Here is a 16,817-nt window from a genome sequence, read left to right on the forward strand (position 1 = left end):
TGTCCGACGTGACCTCGATGTCCGACGTGACCTCGCTCATCGACACCCACCTGGCCGGGCTGGCTGAGGCGCTGCTGCCGTACCGCCAGGTGGCCGCCCGGTTGGGTCGTTGGGGCGCCGAGCTGGCCTGGACGCTCGGTCACGGCGGCCGGCTGCTGATCGCCGGCAACGGCGGCAGCGCCGCCGAGGCCCAGCACCTCGCCGCCGAGCTGGTCGGCAAGCTGCGCGACGACCGGACGCCGCTGTCCGCGATCGCGTTGACCGCCGAAACCTCCTCGCTCACCGCGATCAGCAACGACTTCGGCTTCGACGAGGTCTTCGCCCGGCAGGTACGGGCCCACGGCCGCCCAGGCGACATCTTGTTGCTGCTGTCCACGAGTGGACGCAGCGGCAACCTGCTCGCCGCAGCACGGGCCGGCCGTGATGTCGGGCTGCGCTGCTGGGCCTGCACCGGCCCGGCGCCGAACCCGTTGGCCGAGGCGTGCGCCGAGGTGCTGGCGGTGCCGGCGGCCGATCCGCAGGTGGTGCAGGAGCTGCATCTGGTCACCGCGCATCTGCTGTGCGGCTACGTCGACCAGACGCTGCCCGGCGTACTCGGTCTCACCGGCACGGTCGACGTTCCCGCCGGTGCGGGCAACGCCGCGGCCGGTGCGGTCGACGTTCCCGCCGGTGCGCCCACGGTGCCCGCCGTGGCGGCCGGTCTGCCGGTGGTGGACGTGCGCGGCGGTGTCAGGTGACCGCCCGCCCGATCGTGGTGGTCGGCGACACCCTGCTCGACCGGGACGTCGACGGCGCGGTCACCCGGGTCTGCCCGGACGCCGCCGCCCCGGTGCTCGACGAGCGGTACGTCACCGACCGGCCCGGTGGCGCCGGGCTGGCCGCGGTGCTCGCCGCCGGGCAGGGACACCCGGTGGTACTGGTCAGCGCGCTCGCCGCCGACCCGGCCGGTTGCCGGCTCGCGGCGCTGCTCGCCGCGGCCGGCGTGGACCTGCATCCGCTGCCGTTGGGTGGCGCGACCGCCGAGAAGATCCGGCTGCGGACCCGCGGGCAGGTGCTGCTGCGGCTGGACCGGGGCGGGGACGGCCGGGTGCACGGCGATCTGCCGCCGGCCACCGCCGAGGTGCTCGCGGCGGCTGCGGCGGTGGTGGTCAGCGACTACGGCCGGGGAGTGGCGCGGATGCCGGGCCTGCGGGCGGCGCTGGCGGCGACCGGCGCACCGGTGGTGTGGGACCCGCACCCGCGCGGCCCGGCGGCGGTCGCCGGTGCCCGGCTGATCACCCCTAACGAGGCCGAGGTCCGCCAGCTGACCGGGCAGCCGGGCGGGGACACCCGGCTGGCCACCGCCGCGCGAGGCGCCGACGAGCTGCGTCGCCGCTGGCGGGCCGGGGCGGTCGCGGTGACGATGGGCGGCGACGGCGCGCTGCTGTGCCACGCCGGGAGTGTGCCGCTGATGGTGCCGACGCCGATCAGCACCGACGGGGACACCTGCGGCGCGGGGGACCGGTTCGCCACCGCCGCGGCGACGGCGCTGGCCGCCGGAGCCGTGGTGTCCGAGGCGGTCCAGACGGCGGTCGCCGAGGCGTCCCGGTACGTCGCCGACGGCGGTACGGCCGGGCTGCGGCGTCTGCTGGCCGGGCCCGACCAGATCGCGGTGCCGGTGGAGACCGGGGCACTGGCTGCGGCGTCGGTGGAGCAGATCGGTCCGCGCGCCGCCGGGGCACTGGCCGCCCGGGTACGGTCCGCCGGGGGCACCGTGGTGGCCACCGGCGGCTGCTTCGACCTGCTGCACGCCGGGCACGTATCGGCGCTGCAGGCCGCCCGGCAACTGGGTGACTGCCTGATCGTCTGCGTCAACTCCGACGCCAGCGTCGCCCGACTGAAAGGGCCGCAGCGGCCGGTGGTCGGCGAGCACGACCGGGCCCGGCTGCTCGTGGCGCTGGGCTGTGTGGACGCGGTGGTCGTCTTCGACGAGGACACCCCGCACGCGGTGCTCAGCTGGCTGCGGCCGGACATCTGGGTCAAAGGCGGCGACTACGCCGGTGACGGCACCGCCGAGCCGGATCTGCCCGAGGCCGAAGTGGTCCGCCGATGGGGCGGGCAGACGGCGATCGTGCCGTACCTCGACGGCCGCTCCACCACTGGCATGATCGCCGCCGCCCAGGTCGGGCGGCCCGTTTCGTCGACCACCACTGTGGAGGAATCATCGTGACGAACCATCCCGGCAGCCCGGTGGTGCTGGTCACCGGCGGCGCGAGTGGACTCGGGGCAGCCGTTGTCGACCTGCTGGCCAAGTCCGGCTACCGGCCATGCGTCATCGACCGGCAGCCGCCAGCGGACGGGGTGCCCTGGCTCGACTGCGACCTGGCCGACACCCGGGCCGCCGAGGCCGCCACCCACCGGCTCGCCGAGCAGGTCGGCGGGCTGAGCGCGGTGGTCACCGCAGCCGGGATGGACGTGCCGGGCCGGCTCGCCGACACCCCCGCGCAGGTGTGGGAACGGGTCGTCACGGTCGACCTGCTGGCCACCGCCGCGGTGATCCGGGCGGCGCTGCCCTGGCTGACCTCGGCCGGCGGTTCGGTGGTGACGATCGCCTCCACCCTGGGAATGAAGGCGGTCGGTGACGCCACCGCGTACTGCGCGGCCAAGTTCGGGGTGGTCGGGTTCACCCGGGCGTTGGCGGCCGAACTCGCCGGCACCGTCGGCGTCACCCTGCTGGTGCCCGGCGGGATGCGAACCGCGTTCTTCGACGAGCGCGAGGCCCGGTACCGGCCGACGGCCGACGCCGCGCTCAACGACCCCGGCAACGTGGCGGCGGCGGTGCTGTTCGCGTTGCAGCAGCCGGCCGGCTGCGCGGTGCGCGAGATGGTGATCTGCGCGGACCGGGAGACGTCCTACCCGTGATCCTGGTGCTGCGCGCCCTCGGCATCGGTGACCTGGCCACCACCGTGCCGGCGCTACGTGGGCTGCGGGCCGCCTACCCGGCCGAGACGATCGCCCTGGCCGCGCCGACCTGGCTCGCCCCGCTGGCCGGCCTGACCGGCGCGGTGGACCGGCTGGTGCCGCTGTCCGGGCTGGACGCGGTGCCGCTGCTCGACAGCGGCCCGGACTGGGCGGTCAACCTGCACGGCCGTGGCCCGCAGTCGCACCGGCTGCTCGCCGCGACGCGGCCGGGCCGGTTGTGGGCGTACCGGTGTCCGGCGGCGGCGCACCACGACGGCCCGCCGTGGCGCGACGACGAGCACGAGGTGGCGCGGTGGTGCCGGCTGCTCACCTGGTACGGCGTCGACTGCGACCCCACTGACCTGCTGCTGGCCCGTCCGGTACCGGACCGGGTGCCGGTGGGGGTGACCGTGCTGCACCCCGGTGCGGCGGCCCCGCGCCGCCGGTGGCCCGTCGACCGGTTCGCCGAGCTGGCCGGTCGGCTGACCGCCGCCGGGCACCGGGTGGTGGTGACCGGGTCGGCACCCGAGCGCCCGCTGGCTGAGGCGGTCGCCGCCGGTGCCGGGCTGCCCGGCACCGCGGTCTGCGCCGGGCGGATGGACCTGTACCAGTTCGCCGCCCTGCTGGCGCACGCCCGGCTGCTGGTCGCCGCCGACACCGGCGCGGGGCACCTGGCAACGGCGTTCGGCGTACCGTCGGTGCTGCTGTTCGGTCCCACGTCGCCGGCCCGCTGGGGTCCGCCGGTGCACCGGACGCGGCACCGGGTGGTCCACTACCCGCTGCTGTCCGCCGGGTCCGAGGAGCCGGCAGCCGTCTCCGGAAGCGCCGACTCCGCAGCCGCCGACTCCGCAGCCGGCGACCTGCCGGCCGCCGATGGACCGGCCGTCAACGCACCGGCCGTCAACGCACCGGCGGTCGACTGGCACCCGGCGATGGTCGCCATCTGCGTCGACGAGGTGCTCGCCGCGATCGGCGAGGTGGAACGCGATGCGGTTGCGGCGCAGTGAACTGCACCGACCGGGATATCGGCGCCGTCGTCGGGGCCGGGGGACCGCCTTCCTCGACACCCGGGGTCAGCCGGTCACCGACCCGGCGGAGCTGAAACGGCTGCGTGAACTGGTGATCCCACCCGCCTGGCGGGACGTGTGGATCTGTCCGCACCCGTCCGGTCACATCCAGGCCGTCGGTGTGGATGCGGCCGGCCGGCGGCAGTACCTCTACCACCCCCAGTGGCGGGTCCGTCGGGACGTCGCCAAGTTCCAGCACGTGCGGCGGGTCGCCGACCGGCTGCCCCGGCTGCGCCACCGGGTCGACGCCGATCTGCGTGGCCGGGGTCTGGGCCGGCAACGGGTGCTGGCCGCGCTGGTGCGCCTGCTGGATCTGGGGATGTTCCGGATCGGCAGCGACCAGTACGCCGCCGGCGACGAGCCCACTTTCGGGGTGGCGACGCTGCGCCCCGGACACGCCCGGCCGCAGCGGGGCTGCGTGGTCCTTGAGTTCCCGGCCAAGGGCGGCGTCGCACAGGTCCGGCGGATCGACGACGCGCAGGTGTGTGCCGTGCTGCGGGCGCTGCGTCGCCGCCGGCACGACGGGCAGCGGCTGTTCTGCTACTGGGACGGCCGGCGCTGGCGGGACGTGCACAGCGACGAGATCAACGAGTACCTGCGGCAGGCCAGCGGCACCGAGATGACGGCGAAGGACTTCCGTACCTGGCATGCCACCGTGCTCGCCGCGACCCGGCTGGCGGCCGCCGGGGTGCCGCGCTCGGCGGCCGCCCGCCGACGGACGGTGGCCGCAGTGATGCGGGAGGTCGCGGAGCTGCTCGGCAACACCCCCACCGTGGCCCGCGCCTCCTACGTCGATCCCCGGGTGGTCGAGTCGTTCCACCGGGGTCGGGTGGCCCGGCTCGACACCGGCGAGCCCAGTCGGACGGTCGCTGAACAGGCGGTCCGCCGGCTGCTCCCGTTACGCTGAGCCGGTCCGGTCGGTGCTGTCCGTGCCGCCGACGCTTTCCGTACCGCCGGCCGCCGCCGGCTGCTCCTTGACGAACGTCGGGTGCAGGCTGACCGGTGCCGCCCCCTGTTTGCGCGACCGCAGCCGCAGGTTGAGGAACTCCACGAAGACGGAGAACGCGATCGGCCCGTACACGTACCCCTTGGGGATGTGGTGGCCGAGCCCTTCGGCGATCAGGCTGCCGCCGATCAGCAGCAGGAACGACAGGGCCAGCATCTTCACCGTCGGATGCTGGTTGACGAACCCGCTGACCGCCCCGGCCGACACCAGCATGATGACCATCGCGACCACCACGGCGGCGACCATGATGAACAGCTGGTCGACCATGCCCACCGCGGTGATCACCGAGTCGAGCGAGAACACCACGTCCAGCACCAGGATCTGGGCGATCACCGCGGCGAACGACACGGTCTTGCCACTGCGCCCGTGGTCGGCGCCCTCCAGATGCTCGTGGATCTCGTAGGTCGCCTTGACCAGCAGGAAGCCCCCGCCGAGCAGCAGGATCAGGTCACGTCCGGATATCTCCTGCCCGAACACCTCGAACAGCGGTGCGGTCAGCCCGATCACCCAGGACAACGAGGCGAGCAGCAGCAGCCGGGTGACCAGGGCCAGCGACAGCCCGATGGTGCGGGCCCTGGCCTGCTGGTGCTCGGGCAGCCGACCGGCGAGGATCGAGATGAACACGACGTTGTCGATGCCCAGCACGACTTCCAGCAGCAGCAGGGTCGCGAACGCGATCCACAACTCGGGGCTGGTCAGAAGCTCCATCGATGCTCCCGGGAGAGGGGTGTCCGCCGGGCCGGCGCGGCCCGCGATCCCAGACCGTACTGGCGGCGGTCAACCGGCCGCACACCGGGAGCCCCGTTCAGTCGTTGAGCACGTGGGCGAGCCGGTCGCGGAACCGCCGCTCCGACTCGGTCACCGTCTCGCCGCCGATGCCCAGCACCCCGCCGGTGCTCGCGGCGCCGACCACCTGTTCGGCGATACCGACCAGCCAGTGCTTGTACGCACCGGCCTCGCCGTCGTCCACCCGGTCGGCGAGCAGTCGGGCCGCCGTACGCGCCCGGGCCAGCACGTCGGCGATCAGCGCCTGCGGGTCGGCCGGTTCGATCACCGGCAACTCCTCGCCGGTCTCCGGATCGCCGACCCGACTGACCAGTTCCCCGGCGACCGCGGTGACCAGCGGGCTGGCCGACTCCCGGCCGGCGCTGATCGTCTCCAGCCCGGCGGCGTTCTCTGCCCGGGTCTGCCGTCCTCCGTCGGACTCGGCCGCGCTGGCCGCGTTCAGCACCGCCTGCGGCAGCCCGACCAGCAGTCCCCATTCCTCGTCGGAGAACCCGAGTTCGGTGTACACCGGCAGTTCCGTCACGCTCTTGCCCCTCTCAACCTGCTGCCCGCCGGACCGGTGTCCGGCGGTGGCGATCCTCAACGCTGCTCGGCGGCCAGCAGACCCTGGTCGCTGACCACCGGCACCGACAACGTCTTGTAGCCGACACCGTCGAAGAGGACCGTCATCCGGTCCTGTTCGTACCCGAGCACCAGGCCGGCCCCCCATTCCGCGTGTCGCACCATACTGTGTACCGGGAACGGGCCAGCGGCGCCGTCGTCGGCGGTGCTGGTCCCGGCGTGGCAACTGTCGCAATGGCCACAGACGTCCGTCACATGCTCCCCGAAGTAGGCCAGCAGCGCCCGGGTGCGGCAACCCGTCGCCTCGGCGAAGGCCCGCATCATGTCGGTACGGGAGCGCTGCACGGTCTGGCGACGTTCAGCAGCCGCCACCGCGTCGGCGGCGGCCCGCGCCGGGTCCGGCGCGTAGAAGGGGCGGACGGACTGGGTGCCGGCGACGGTACGGGCCGCGCCCACCTCCTCCAGCAGGGCGAGCAGCTGGCTCAGCTTGCGGGCGCCGAGCCCGGTGCGGCGGCGCAGGTCGGCGCGGGTGGCCGGGTTGGCGCCCAGCACCTCGGCGACGTCCCGCAACTCGTCCTGGTCGGGCGGGCTGGTGGTGAAGTACCGCTGCAGCCCGATGTCCTCGGCCCGCCACAACAGCAGCGCCCGGGCCGGCCGGCCGTCCCGGCCGCCGCGACCGATCTCCTGCAGATAGCTGTCCGGCGAGTCCGGCAGCGCGGTGTGCGCCACCCACCGTACGTCCGGTTTGTCGATGCCCATGCCGAACGCGGACGTCGCCACCATCACCGGCACCTGTCCGGCGAGGAACTCGTCGTGCAGCTGCTGCCGGGCGGTGGCCGACATACCGGCGTGGTAGCAGCGGGCCGGGTAGCCGGCGGCGACGAGCTGACCGGCCAGGTCCGTCGCGGCCCGCCGGGTCGGCACGTAGACGATCCCGGGCGGCTGTTCCACGTCGAGCAGGGCGACCAGCCGGCGCCACCGGTAGTCCTCGGTCGGGCAGTGGGCTACTTCGAGGAACAGGTTGCCCCGGTCGAGTCCGGCCACCACCAGGTGCGGGTCGGTCAGCCCGAGCCGGTGGACGATGTCGTCGCGCACCGGCGGCGAGGCGGTGGCGGTCAGCGCCACCACCGGGGGGCGACCCAACTGCTCCACCAGGTGACCGACGGCCAGGTAGTCGGGCCGGAAGTCGTGCCCCCAGGCTGAGACGCAGTGCGCCTCGTCGACCGCGACGAGCGCTGGGGACAACCGCCGTACCTCGGCCAGGCGCTCCGGGTCGCACAGCTGTTCCGGGGTGGTGAACAGGAACCGGGCCCGGCCCTGACGGACGTCATCGAGCGCCGCCCGTCGCTGAGTGGGGCTCTCCGCGGAGCTGATCCGCACCGCCCGCAGCTCGGCCTGGCCGCGCTGGTTGAGTGCGGCGATCTGGTCCTGCTGCAACGCGAGCAGCGGAGAGATCACCACGGTCGGGCCGGGCAGCATGGTGGCCGGGATCTGGTAGACGGCCGACTTCCCGGCGCCGGTGGGCAGCACCACCAGGGCGTCGCGGCCCTTCAGCAGGGCCCGCATCGCGCCGAGTTGGCCGGGCCGCAGCGCCGACCAGCCGAAGCGTTGGCGCGCCGCGCGGCGCAGCCGGGGTGAGTGCAGGGGTAGCTTCATCGGAATCCGTGGTTACCCGGCGGTGACCACCGCCAAACGGAGCAGCCGCCCTGGTGGCCGTGCCGACGGTCGGTCGACCCCGTCCCACCTGTGTCCGCTCACCGCCCTTTGCCGAACATCGCCCGTAGCGCGGCGAGCAGGAGCAGGACGCCGAGGACGGCACCGACCACCTGGACACCGGGGATGTCCTGCCAGCTGGTCTCCTCGGCGGCGTACTGGACGAACGGAACCACTTACGCACTGTGCCACACCGGGGCCGTCGCGCGACAGACCGTGCCGTACGGCGGGACCGGTGTCGTCGCCGCAGCGCGGGTCCCGGTTAATAGGAAGGTTTATTGACTAAAACTATCCGTGATGTGAACATGAGCCGCATGGTCGATTCCAGTCCCAGTGTGCGGCGGATGGCGGCCACCGTGCTGCAGCCCGGTTTCGTCGGCACCAGCCCACCGGACTGGGTGCGCCGGTGGGTCGCCGACGGGCTGGGTGCCGTGGTGCTGTTCGCCCGCAACGTCCGCGACCCCGAACAGGTCGCCGCGCTCACCGCCGCGCTGCGCGCCGAACGGCCGGACGTGCTGGTCGCCATCGACGAGGAAGCCGGTGACGTGACCCGGATCGAATCCGGACACGGCAGCTCCCGACCCGGCAACCTGGCCCTCGGTGCGGTCGACGACCCGGAACTGACCCGCCGGGTCGCCCACGATCTCGGTCTGGAGCTGGCCGGCGTGGGAGTCACCGTCAACTACGCCCCGGTCGCCGACGTCAACTCCAATCCGGACAACCCGGTGATCGGGGTACGCGCGTTCGGCGACGACCCGCACCTGGTGGCCCGGCACACGGCCGCCTGGATTCGCGGGCTGCAGGACGCCGGAGTCGCCGCCTGCGCCAAGCACTTCCCCGGACACGGCGATACCAACGTGGACTCGCACGCCGCCGTACCGCGCATCGACGCCGACCGGATCCGGCTGGACGCGGTGGAGCTGACCCCGTTCCGGGCCGCCATCGCCGCCGGCACCCGGACGATCATGACCGGACACCTGCTCGTCCCGGCGATCGACCCGGCCAACCTGGCCACCCTCAGCCGTGCGGTCCTGGTCGACCTGCTGCGGGACCGGCTCGGGTTCACCGGCGCGGTGATCACCGACGGGATCGAGATGCGGGCGGTGACCCGGCGCTTCGGACTGGCCGGCGCGACCGTCCGGGCGCTCGCCGCCGGGGTCGACGCGGTCTGCGTGGGCGGCGAACACGCCGACGAGGAGACCGTCCGGCGACTGACCGACGCGATCGTCGACGCGGTCGTCACCGGACAGTTGCCGGCCCAGCGGCTGGCCGAGGCGGCGGAGCGGATCCGGCAACTGGCGGACTGGTCGGTGCGGCACCGCCGACCGGACGGCAACGGACCGGGTGGCAACGGGTCCGTACCGGGTGGCAACGGGTCCGACACGCTGGCGTCCGCCGCAGCGCCGCCCGGCCCGGTGCGGTCCGCCGTCGGGCTCGCCGCCGCCCGGCGCGCGCTGCGGATCCGGGCCGGGACCCGGCTGCCGCTGACCCGGCCCGCGTACGTGGTGGAGTTCGCGCCCGCGCACAACATCGCCATCGGGGCCGAGACCCCGTGGGGGATCGGCCAGGCGCTGGCCACGCTGCGGCCCGGGACGCTCACCGTCCGACTGACCGAGCGGGATCTCGACGCGTCGGCGGGTCCGTCGACGGCGGCCGGCGTTCCTGGTCGACCGGTTGAGTCGCTGGACACCGCGCTGCTCGCCGCCCGTCACCACGCCCTCGTCCTGGTGGTCCGCGACCTGCACCGGCATCGGTGGATGTCGGTGGCGGTCGACCGTGCGCTCGCCGCACGGCCCGACGCCGTCGTGGTCGAGATGGGGGTACCGGTCCGGATCACCGGTGACGTCCACCTGTCGACCTACGGGGCGAGCTGGGCGAACAGCCGGGCCGCCGCCGAGCGGCTGGCCGGTTGGCAGACGCCGGTGGCCAGGACCGGCACGCCGGGTCCGACCGGGCCGGGCCCGACGGTGCCGGGGCCGACGGTGCCGGGCCCGACGGTGTTGCCTGGCCCGACCGGTCCGGACCCTACGGCCGACCGGTCAGCCGCTGATCCGCAGGATCCGGTCGTCGTCGCCGGTGGGTGAACCGCGCCCGTCCCGGTTCGAGGTGAGCACCCACAGGCTGCCGTCCGGCGCCACCGTGGCGTGCCGCAGCCGGCCGTACTCCCGGCTGAGCAGCATCTCGGCGCCGGTGCCGTCCGGGGCGACCCGGTACAGCCGCTGGCCACGTAGGCACGCCAGCCACAGCCGGCCCTGGTGGTGGGCGAGACCACTGGGGGAGGCGTCCCGGGGTGCCCAGGTCGCCACCGGATCGACGAACTCCGCCCGGTCGGCCACCCCCTCGACCTCCGGCCAGCCGTAGTTGCCGCCGGCCTCGATCCGGTTCAGTTCGTCATGCCGGTTCTGCCCGAACTCGCTGGCGTACAGCTGTCCGTCCGGATCCCAGGCCAGCCCCTGCACGTTGCGGTGGCCGAAACTGAACACCGGTGATCCCGCAAGCGGGTTGTCCGCCGGGACGGTGCCGTCCGGCCGCACCCGCAGGATCTTGCCGGCCAGCCCGGTCGGGTCCTGCGCGGCTCCCCGCTCGCCGGCGTCGCCGGTGCCGACGTACAGCATCCCGTCCGGGCCGAAGGCGATCCGGCCGCCGTTGTGGGTCGGTGCCCGGGGAATCCCGGTCAGCACCGGCTCAGGGGCCGTCGTCGGGCCGTCGGGCCCGAGCCGGAACCGAACGACCCGGTTGTCCTCGGCGCCGGTGTAGTAGAGGTAGACCCAGCCGTCGGTGGCGTGCTGCGGGGACACCGCCACGCCGAGCAGACCGCCCTCCCCGGCCGGGACGACCCCGTCGACCCCGGTGATCTCCCGGGTGGCGCCCTGCGGGTCCACGGCCAGCAACCGGGCGGTGTCCCGCTCGGTCACCAGTGCGGTGCCGTCCGGTAGGAACGCGAGGTCCCACGGTGCGGCGAGCCCGGTCGCGACGACGTCGACGTCGGCCGACGCCTCGGGCGCGTCGGAGATCGTCGGGTCGCTGAACCAGCCGAGCCAGCCGCCCGTCGCCACCACCGCTGCGGCCAGCACCAGCACGCCGACCACCGCGACCGCCGTACGCGCCCTGCCGGGCCGGCGCCGCTCAGTCACCGGCGACCAGCTCGGCGAACTCGGGATGCCGGTCGATGTACGCGGCGATGAACGAGCACTGGGGCACCACCCGCTCGCCGCGGTCGCGGATCTGACTGAGTAGCCCGTGGGCGAGGGCGTCACCGGCACCCCGTCCCCGGTACGCGGGATCGATCTCGGTGTGCGTCACGGTCACCGTTGCCGGACCCGGCCGGTAGCTGGCGAACCCGGCCAGGCCGTCGTCGATCAGGATCTCGAACCGGTTCCGCGCCGGGTTGTCCTCCACCAGCACTGTCACGGTCGGACACCTCCTCGGTCAGGGGCCGACTTGGTCAAGGCCGACTCATCGGCAGGCCGGCACAGCTTCGAGCCTAACCGTCGACCCGCCGCCTCGCCGGCCGGCGAGGCGGCTGCTGAGTGTTCCGGGGCACCGCCACGAGCGCCAAGTACGCTTGTCCGGTGACCATCGCACCCCTGCTGTCATCCGCTTCCCGTGCCTTCCGATCCACCAGATCCGGTCGGCGGGCCGGCGCCACCTCCCGGGTCGCCGGTCTGGCCGCCGGGCTGCTGTTCGGCGCGGCGCTGCTCGCCGGTTGCAGCTCCGAGGGTGCCAGCACCGACTGCGGGCTGGACGCCTGCACGGTGACCTTCTCCCGGGGAGTCGAGGCCAGTGCGAGCTTTCTCGGCGTCGAGGCCCGGTTGATCGGCGCCGAGGGCGACCGGGTCACCGTCGAGGTGGCCGGCGAGCAGGTCACCCTCACCGTCGGCGAGCAGGCCAGCGAGGTCGGCGGGTTCGACGTGAGCCTCGAGCGGGTCACCGACTCGGAGGTGGCGATCCGGGTCGCCCGGCAGCTGGGCTGACCACCGGTCGGGCACGTTTGGTGGCGGCGCTGACCGGTCATATGGAGCGCCATGCCGAACACCAGGGATGCGCAGCGCACCGCCCACCAGGTTGGTAACAGTCGATCGTTGAAGCTGCTCGCCAGAGCCGGCTTCCTCGGGTACGGCCTGGCGCACCTGCTGGTGGCCTGGCTGGCGCTGCAGATCGCCTTCGGCCGTCCGGCCGCTGACGGGGACCAGTCCGGCGCGCTGCGTACCCTCGCCGCGCAGCCGCTCGGCGGGGTGCTGCTGATCGCCGTCGCGGTCGGGTTGGCCGCGATGGCGGTGTGGCAGGGCATCGAAGCCGCCGTCGGGCACCGTACCGAGCGGGGCAACAAGCGGACGTTCGAGCGGGTCGTGTCGGTCGGTCGGACCGTGGTCTACCTGTCCTTCGCCTGGACCGCCGTCCAGGTGTTCCGCAACGCCAACGCCGACACCGCCGACCAGGAGCAGGCGATGAGCGCCCGGGTGTGGACGGTCGTCTGTCGGCTGGGTACGGCCGGCTACGTCGCCAAGGGCGTCGCCTACGGCACCGCCGGGGCCCTGGTGGTGACCGCTGCCGTCCAGTTTGACCCGGAGCAGGCCCGGGGCCTGGACGCAGCCCTGCACACCCTGCGCGAGCAGGCGTTCGGGTCTGTCCTGTTGTCGCTGGTGGCGGCCGGCTTCGCGGCCTTCGGTGTCTACTGCTTCGCCCAGTCCCGCTACCGGAAGGTGTGACATACCGCCCATGGCATGACCCAACTTCACCCGGCATCATTGACCTTTTGTCACCATTGATGGCGATGTGAAGGAGGATCCATCCGTGCATCCGGTTGTCTGGACGGTGCTCGTTACGGTCGCGGCGGCGGTACTCGCGGTGACCGTGGTGGCGATCGGCCACCGGGTCGTCCGGCGTCTCGGCCGACGTTCCGTACTGCTCGCCGAGGTCTCGACCCACGCGCACCGGGCGACGCTGGTGGCCGCCACCGTGACGGCCATTCAGCTCGCGGTCCGCTTCTCGACCGGCTACGCGGTCGGTGAGCCGTGGCGGCGTACCACCTTGCACCTGCTGGTCCTCGCGATGATCGCGGCTTGTGCCTGGCTGGTCGGGGCGCTGCTGCTGGCCATGGAGGACACCACGCTGGCCCGGTTCCGCACCGACGTGCCGGACAACCGGCACGCCCGTCGGCTGCACACCCAGGTGGTGATGCTGCGCCGGGTCACCATCGCGGTGATCGTCATCCTCGCCGTCGGGGTGATGCTGATGACCTTTCCGGCCGTACGCGGTGTCGGCGCGAGCCTGCTCGCCTCCGCCGGAGTGATCGGTGTGGTCGGCGCGCTGGCCGCACAGAGCCTGCTGAGCAACGTCATCGCCGGGCTGCAGCTGGCCTTCAGCGACGCGGTCCGCATCGACGACGTCGTGGTGGTCGAGGGTGAGTGGGGCCGGATCGAGGAGTTGACCCTCAGCTACGTGGTGGTGCACATCTGGGACGATCGGCGGCTGATCCTGCCCACCTCCTACTTCACCACCACGCCGTTCCAGAACTGGACCCGGACCAAGGCCGCGGTGCTCGGCACCGCCGAGTTCGACCTGGACTGGTCGGTTCCGGTGCAGGCCATGCGGGAGGAACTGCGCCGGCTGGTGGAGGGCACCGAACTGTGGGACGGCCGGGTGTGTGTGCTGCAGGTGACCGACGCGACCGGCGGTACGGTCCGGCTGCGGGCCCTGGTCAGCGCCGCCGACTCGCCGAGCCTGTGGGATCTGCGGTGCCAGGTCCGCGAACACCTGGCCAGCTGGGTCCGCGAACAGCGACCGACCGCGCTGCCCCGGTGGCGGGCCGAGGTCGGCGACGGGGACAGCCTGCTGGACTGGCTGGACCTGCGGCACCGGCCGGTCACCGGCGGGCAGCGCAACGGCCGTCACCCGGCCGGACCGGTTATGGCCACCCCCGGCGGCGGGCACGAGGTACCCGACGACGCCCGGCTGTTCGGCGGTGACGCTGAGGGCGACGCCCGTGCGTCGGTCTTCGTCGGACCCGAGGAACCCGTCGCGGCGGATCACCGCCAGCAGGATTGACCAAGGTCCGGGCCGGGCATACAGCGGCGAACAGCGGGAAAGGAGGCACCATGGCCGACACTTTGCACCGGCCGCCCGCCGAGCGGTCCACCGCGGAACTCGTGCAACAGGCCGGTGAGCAGATATCGCGACTGGTGCGCGACGAACTCGCGCTCGCCCGTGCCGAACTGACCGAAAAGGGCAAACACGCCGGGTTGGGGATCGGGCTGTTCGGCGGTGGCGGGGTCGTCGCGCTCTACGGCCTCGGCGTGCTGATCGCCGCCGGCGTGCTGCTGCTCGCCCAGGCCTGGCCGCCGTGGCTGGCCGCCCTGGCCGTCGCGGTGCTGCTGTTCCTGATCGCGGGCGTGCTGGCGCTCGCCGGGCGACGGCAGGTCCGTCAGGCGGCGCCACCGGTGCCGACGGCGGCGGCGGACAGCGTACGGGCGGATGTGACGGTGGTCGGTGCGGCGATGAAACGGGGGCGGCAGTCGTGACGTCGCACAACGGCAGGTCCGGTAACGGCACCGGCGATCTCGACCTGCTCCGGGCCGAGATCCGGCAGACCCGGGCCGAACTGGGCCAGACGGTGCAGGCGCTGGCTGCGAAGACCGACGTGAAGAACCGGCTGCGGCTGGGGGCCGACCGTGCCCGGCTGCGGCTGCGGGACTCGGCCCGCCAGGCGGCGGCCACGGCGCGCCGGCCCGACCGGCGTACCGTCGCGGTGCCGGCCCTGGTGGTGGCCGGCACGGTGGTGACCGTGGTACTGGTGTGGTTGACGAGGAGAGGGAGGCGCGGGTGAGCAAACCGGTCAACAAGTTGGCCTACCGGCCGGTCGGCCTGGTGCTCGGCCTGGCGGCGGGTGCCCTGGCCGGGGCGATATTCCGGCAGGTGTGGAAGCTCGCCGCCGGCGACGACGAGGCGCCGAACGCCATCGACGAGGAGCGTGGTTGGGGCGAGGTGCTGGCCGCCGCCGCACTGCAGGGGGCGATCTTCTCAGTCGTCCGGGCCGCTGTGGATCGCGGCGGCGCGACCGGGGTGCGCCGGCTCACCGGCCGTTGGCCGTCGTGAGCGCCGCCGCTGGTCAGGCGTGCGACAGCCGGGCCGGGTCGGGCCCGGGTGACGACCAGATTCGGGCACGCCACGAGGGCGTGAACGGCGTCTCAGGTCACATGTCGGAGACGTTCGTCAGGTAGGCTGTGCGAAGTTTTTGCGTACGTGGTTTGCTGTCCACGCTGTTGCGAGACAGCGTGGGTTGAGAGAAGTCCTCCTTCACCGGGGGCCACCTCAGGCGCCGCTGCTCGAAAACGGCCAACCGGCCGCACGGCGTGCTTGGCCGCCAGTTTCAGAAGGAGATACACATGGCGCAGGGAACCGTGAAGTGGTTCAACGCAGACAAGGGCTTCGGCTTCATCACCGTCGACGGCGGGGGTGCTGACGTGTTCGTCCACTTCTCGGCCATCCAGACCAGCGGCTACCGCACGCTGGAGGAGAACCAGCGGGTCGAGTTCGAGATCGCCCAGGGCCAGAAGGGTCCGCAGGCCGAGCAGGTCCGCCCGATCTGACCTCGGTCGCCGGTGCCGTCCGGCGGTCGGGCTGGCACCGACCCGCGAAGGTCGTAGCGAGGGCCCCGTTGTTCCGGCCGGAACAACGGGGCCCTCGCTCGTGCGTGACTGGGCCCCTGCTCGTGCGCAGCGCCGGGCGGCGGGTCACCACCGGTGGTGCACCTGCGGCCGGATCAGGTCGTCGTAGACCTCCCGCACCGCCCGCTGGGTGGCGTCGTCCAGCGGGGTGAGCTCCGCGGCTGCCGCGTTCGCTTTCGCCTGGGCGGGGTTGCGGGCACCGGGGATCGCCACGGTCACCCCGGGCTGGTCGAGGACCCACCGCAGCGCGAACTGGGCCATAGTGGCCTGCGGCGGCACCAGCGGCGCGAGCCGACGCACCGCGGCCAACCCGGTGTGGAAATCGACCCCGGAGAACGTCTCGCCGACGTCGAACGCCGAGCCGTCCCGGTTGAAGGTGCGATGGTCGTCGGCGGCGAACCGGGTGTTCTCGTCGTACCGGCCGGAGAGCAGGCCACTGGCCAGCGGCACCCGGGCGATGATCCCGACCCCGGCGGCGGCAGCGGCCGGCAGCACCCGCTCCAGCGGCTTGAGTCGCAACGCGTTGAGGATGATCTGCACGCTGGCCACGCCCGGCCGGGCGATCGCGGCCAGTGCCTCGTCGACCGTCTCCACACTCACGCCGTACGCGGCGATTCGCTGCTCGGCGACGAGGGTGTCCAGCGCGTCGTAGACCGCGTCGGTGCGCAGCACCTCGGTCGGCGGGCAGTGCAGCTGGACCAGGTCGAGGCGGTCCACCCCGAGGTTCGCCCGGGACCGGTCGGTCCAGGCCCGAAAGTTGTCCAGCACGTACGCGGACGGGTGCTGCGCTACCCGGCGTCCCATCTTGGTGGCGACGAACAGATCGTCGCCGGCCGACTCCCGCAAGAACCGGCCGATGATCCGTTCGCTGCGCCCGTCGCCGTACACGTCGGCGGTGTCCAGGAAGGTGGTGCCGGCCTCGACGGCGGCGCGGAGCGTCGCATCCGCCTCGTCCTCGCTGACCGTCCCCCAGTCGGCGCCGAGCTGCCAGGCGCCCAGGCCGATTGTCCCTACCGTGCGGCCGAGCCGCGGAAACGTACGCTTGTCCACCGGGCGAGCCTAGACGACCGCCCGAAC

Annotated in this window: 19 protein-coding genes and 1 pseudogene; 13 read left to right on the top strand and 7 right to left on the bottom strand. The window is 73.3% G+C overall.

Features of this window, described 5'->3' with window-relative positions; translation table 11 throughout:
• The first annotated feature begins 17 nt into the window (after nt 1-17).
• The 5 genes from EDC02_RS05940 to EDC02_RS05960 are packed head-to-tail and all read left to right on the top strand — an operon-like array spanning nt 18 to nt 4,914.
• On the top strand, nt 18-737 hold the full coding sequence (locus EDC02_RS05940) for an SIS domain-containing protein (protein ID WP_123604543.1): 720 nt from the start codon (nt 18-20) through the stop codon (nt 735-737).
• Between the two features lie 14 nt (nt 738-751).
• Entirely contained in the window at nt 752-2,209 is a 1,458-nt protein-coding gene (locus tag EDC02_RS05945; RefSeq protein ID WP_123604542.1) for a PfkB family carbohydrate kinase, read from the top strand.
• Nucleotides 2,206-2,901, top strand: a complete 696-nt coding sequence (locus tag EDC02_RS05950) for an SDR family oxidoreductase (RefSeq protein WP_199757917.1) — start codon at nt 2,206-2,208, stop codon at nt 2,899-2,901. Before EDC02_RS05945 ends, EDC02_RS05950 begins: the two co-directional genes overlap by 4 nt.
• Nucleotides 2,898-3,947, top strand: a complete 1,050-nt coding sequence (locus EDC02_RS05955) for a glycosyltransferase family 9 protein (protein ID WP_123601083.1) — start codon at nt 2,898-2,900, stop codon at nt 3,945-3,947. The genes EDC02_RS05950 and EDC02_RS05955 overlap by 4 nt, the downstream gene beginning before the upstream one ends.
• The gene (locus EDC02_RS05960; RefSeq protein ID WP_123601084.1) at nt 3,928-4,914 is read left to right on the top strand and encodes a DNA topoisomerase IB; all 987 of its coding nucleotides are present in this window, start codon (nt 3,928-3,930) and stop codon (nt 4,912-4,914) included. The genes EDC02_RS05955 and EDC02_RS05960 overlap by 20 nt, the downstream gene beginning before the upstream one ends.
• Here the strand turns inward: EDC02_RS05960 and EDC02_RS05965 are convergent.
• From EDC02_RS05965 to EDC02_RS42290, 4 genes are all read right to left on the bottom strand, one after another.
• Nucleotides 4,906-5,721, bottom strand: coding sequence for a TerC family protein (locus EDC02_RS05965; protein WP_123601085.1), 816 nt, complete (start codon nt 5,719-5,721; stop codon nt 4,906-4,908). The genes EDC02_RS05960 and EDC02_RS05965 overlap by 9 nt on opposite strands.
• A 97-nt stretch (nt 5,722-5,818) precedes the next feature.
• Entirely contained in the window at nt 5,819-6,322 is a 504-nt protein-coding gene (locus tag EDC02_RS05970; RefSeq protein ID WP_123601086.1) for a hypothetical protein, read from the bottom strand.
• Nucleotides 6,323-6,378: 56 nt separating this feature from the next.
• A complete protein-coding gene (locus EDC02_RS05975) occupies nt 6,379-8,016 on the bottom strand; it encodes a RecQ family ATP-dependent DNA helicase (protein ID WP_123601087.1) in 1,638 nt (545 codons plus the stop codon).
• A 98-nt stretch (nt 8,017-8,114) separates the two neighbouring features.
• Nucleotides 8,115-8,249, bottom strand: coding sequence for a hypothetical protein (locus EDC02_RS42290; protein ID WP_255499935.1), 135 nt, complete (start codon nt 8,247-8,249; stop codon nt 8,115-8,117).
• A gap of 138 nt (nt 8,250-8,387) precedes the next feature.
• Between EDC02_RS42290 and EDC02_RS05980 the strand changes: the two are divergent.
• A pseudogene (locus tag EDC02_RS05980) lies at nt 8,388-9,983 on the top strand (glycoside hydrolase family 3 protein); the annotation flags it as partial.
• Between the two features lie 129 nt (nt 9,984-10,112).
• On the opposite strand, the gene EDC02_RS05985 reads toward EDC02_RS05980, so the two are convergent.
• Both EDC02_RS05985 and EDC02_RS05990 read right to left on the bottom strand, forming a co-directional pair.
• Nucleotides 10,113-11,207, bottom strand: coding sequence for a sorbosone dehydrogenase family protein (locus EDC02_RS05985; protein ID WP_233605765.1), 1,095 nt, complete (start codon nt 11,205-11,207; stop codon nt 10,113-10,115).
• Entirely contained in the window at nt 11,200-11,484 is a 285-nt protein-coding gene (locus EDC02_RS05990) for a GNAT family N-acetyltransferase (RefSeq protein ID WP_123601088.1), read from the bottom strand. Before EDC02_RS05990 ends, EDC02_RS05985 begins: the two co-directional genes overlap by 8 nt.
• A gap of 254 nt (nt 11,485-11,738) precedes the next feature.
• Here EDC02_RS05990 and EDC02_RS05995 point away from each other — a divergent pair, with 254 nt between their 5' ends.
• The 7 genes from EDC02_RS05995 (at nt 11,739) to EDC02_RS06025 (ending at nt 15,662) form a co-directional block, all read left to right on the top strand.
• Nucleotides 11,739-12,047 (top strand): hypothetical protein, encoded by a 309-nt coding sequence (locus EDC02_RS05995; RefSeq protein WP_123604545.1) that lies wholly within the window; start codon nt 11,739-11,741, stop codon nt 12,045-12,047.
• 51 nt (nt 12,048-12,098) lie between these two features.
• Nucleotides 12,099-12,782, top strand: coding sequence for a DUF1206 domain-containing protein (locus EDC02_RS06000; RefSeq protein ID WP_123601089.1), 684 nt, complete (start codon nt 12,099-12,101; stop codon nt 12,780-12,782).
• Nucleotides 12,783-12,867: 85 nt separating this feature from the next.
• The gene (locus EDC02_RS06005; protein ID WP_123604546.1) at nt 12,868-14,121 is read left to right on the top strand and encodes a mechanosensitive ion channel family protein; all 1,254 of its coding nucleotides are present in this window, start codon (nt 12,868-12,870) and stop codon (nt 14,119-14,121) included.
• Nucleotides 14,122-14,171: 50 nt separating this feature from the next.
• The gene (locus tag EDC02_RS06010; RefSeq protein WP_123601090.1) at nt 14,172-14,594 is read left to right on the top strand and encodes a phage holin family protein; all 423 of its coding nucleotides are present in this window, start codon (nt 14,172-14,174) and stop codon (nt 14,592-14,594) included.
• Nucleotides 14,591-14,899, top strand: coding sequence for a DUF3618 domain-containing protein (locus EDC02_RS06015; protein ID WP_123601091.1), 309 nt, complete (start codon nt 14,591-14,593; stop codon nt 14,897-14,899). The genes EDC02_RS06010 and EDC02_RS06015 overlap by 4 nt, the downstream gene beginning before the upstream one ends.
• A complete protein-coding gene (locus tag EDC02_RS06020) occupies nt 14,896-15,168 on the top strand; it encodes a DUF4235 domain-containing protein (protein ID WP_123601092.1) in 273 nt (90 codons plus the stop codon). Before EDC02_RS06015 ends, EDC02_RS06020 begins: the two co-directional genes overlap by 4 nt.
• A gap of 290 nt (nt 15,169-15,458) precedes the next feature.
• Complete coding sequence (locus EDC02_RS06025) at nt 15,459-15,662, top strand: cold-shock protein (RefSeq protein ID WP_007075740.1); 204 nt, start codon at nt 15,459-15,461, stop codon at nt 15,660-15,662.
• Between the two features lie 144 nt (nt 15,663-15,806).
• Here EDC02_RS06025 and EDC02_RS06030 read toward each other — a convergent pair whose 3' ends face one another.
• Nucleotides 15,807-16,790, bottom strand: coding sequence for an aldo/keto reductase (locus EDC02_RS06030; protein ID WP_123601093.1), 984 nt, complete (start codon nt 16,788-16,790; stop codon nt 15,807-15,809).
• Between the last annotated feature and the right edge of the window lie 27 nt (nt 16,791-16,817).

Origin of the sequence: Micromonospora sp. Llam0 (genome assembly GCF_003751085.1) — a bacterium.
In the GTDB taxonomy this organism is placed as follows: Bacteria; Actinomycetota; Actinomycetes; order Mycobacteriales; family Micromonosporaceae; genus Micromonospora_E.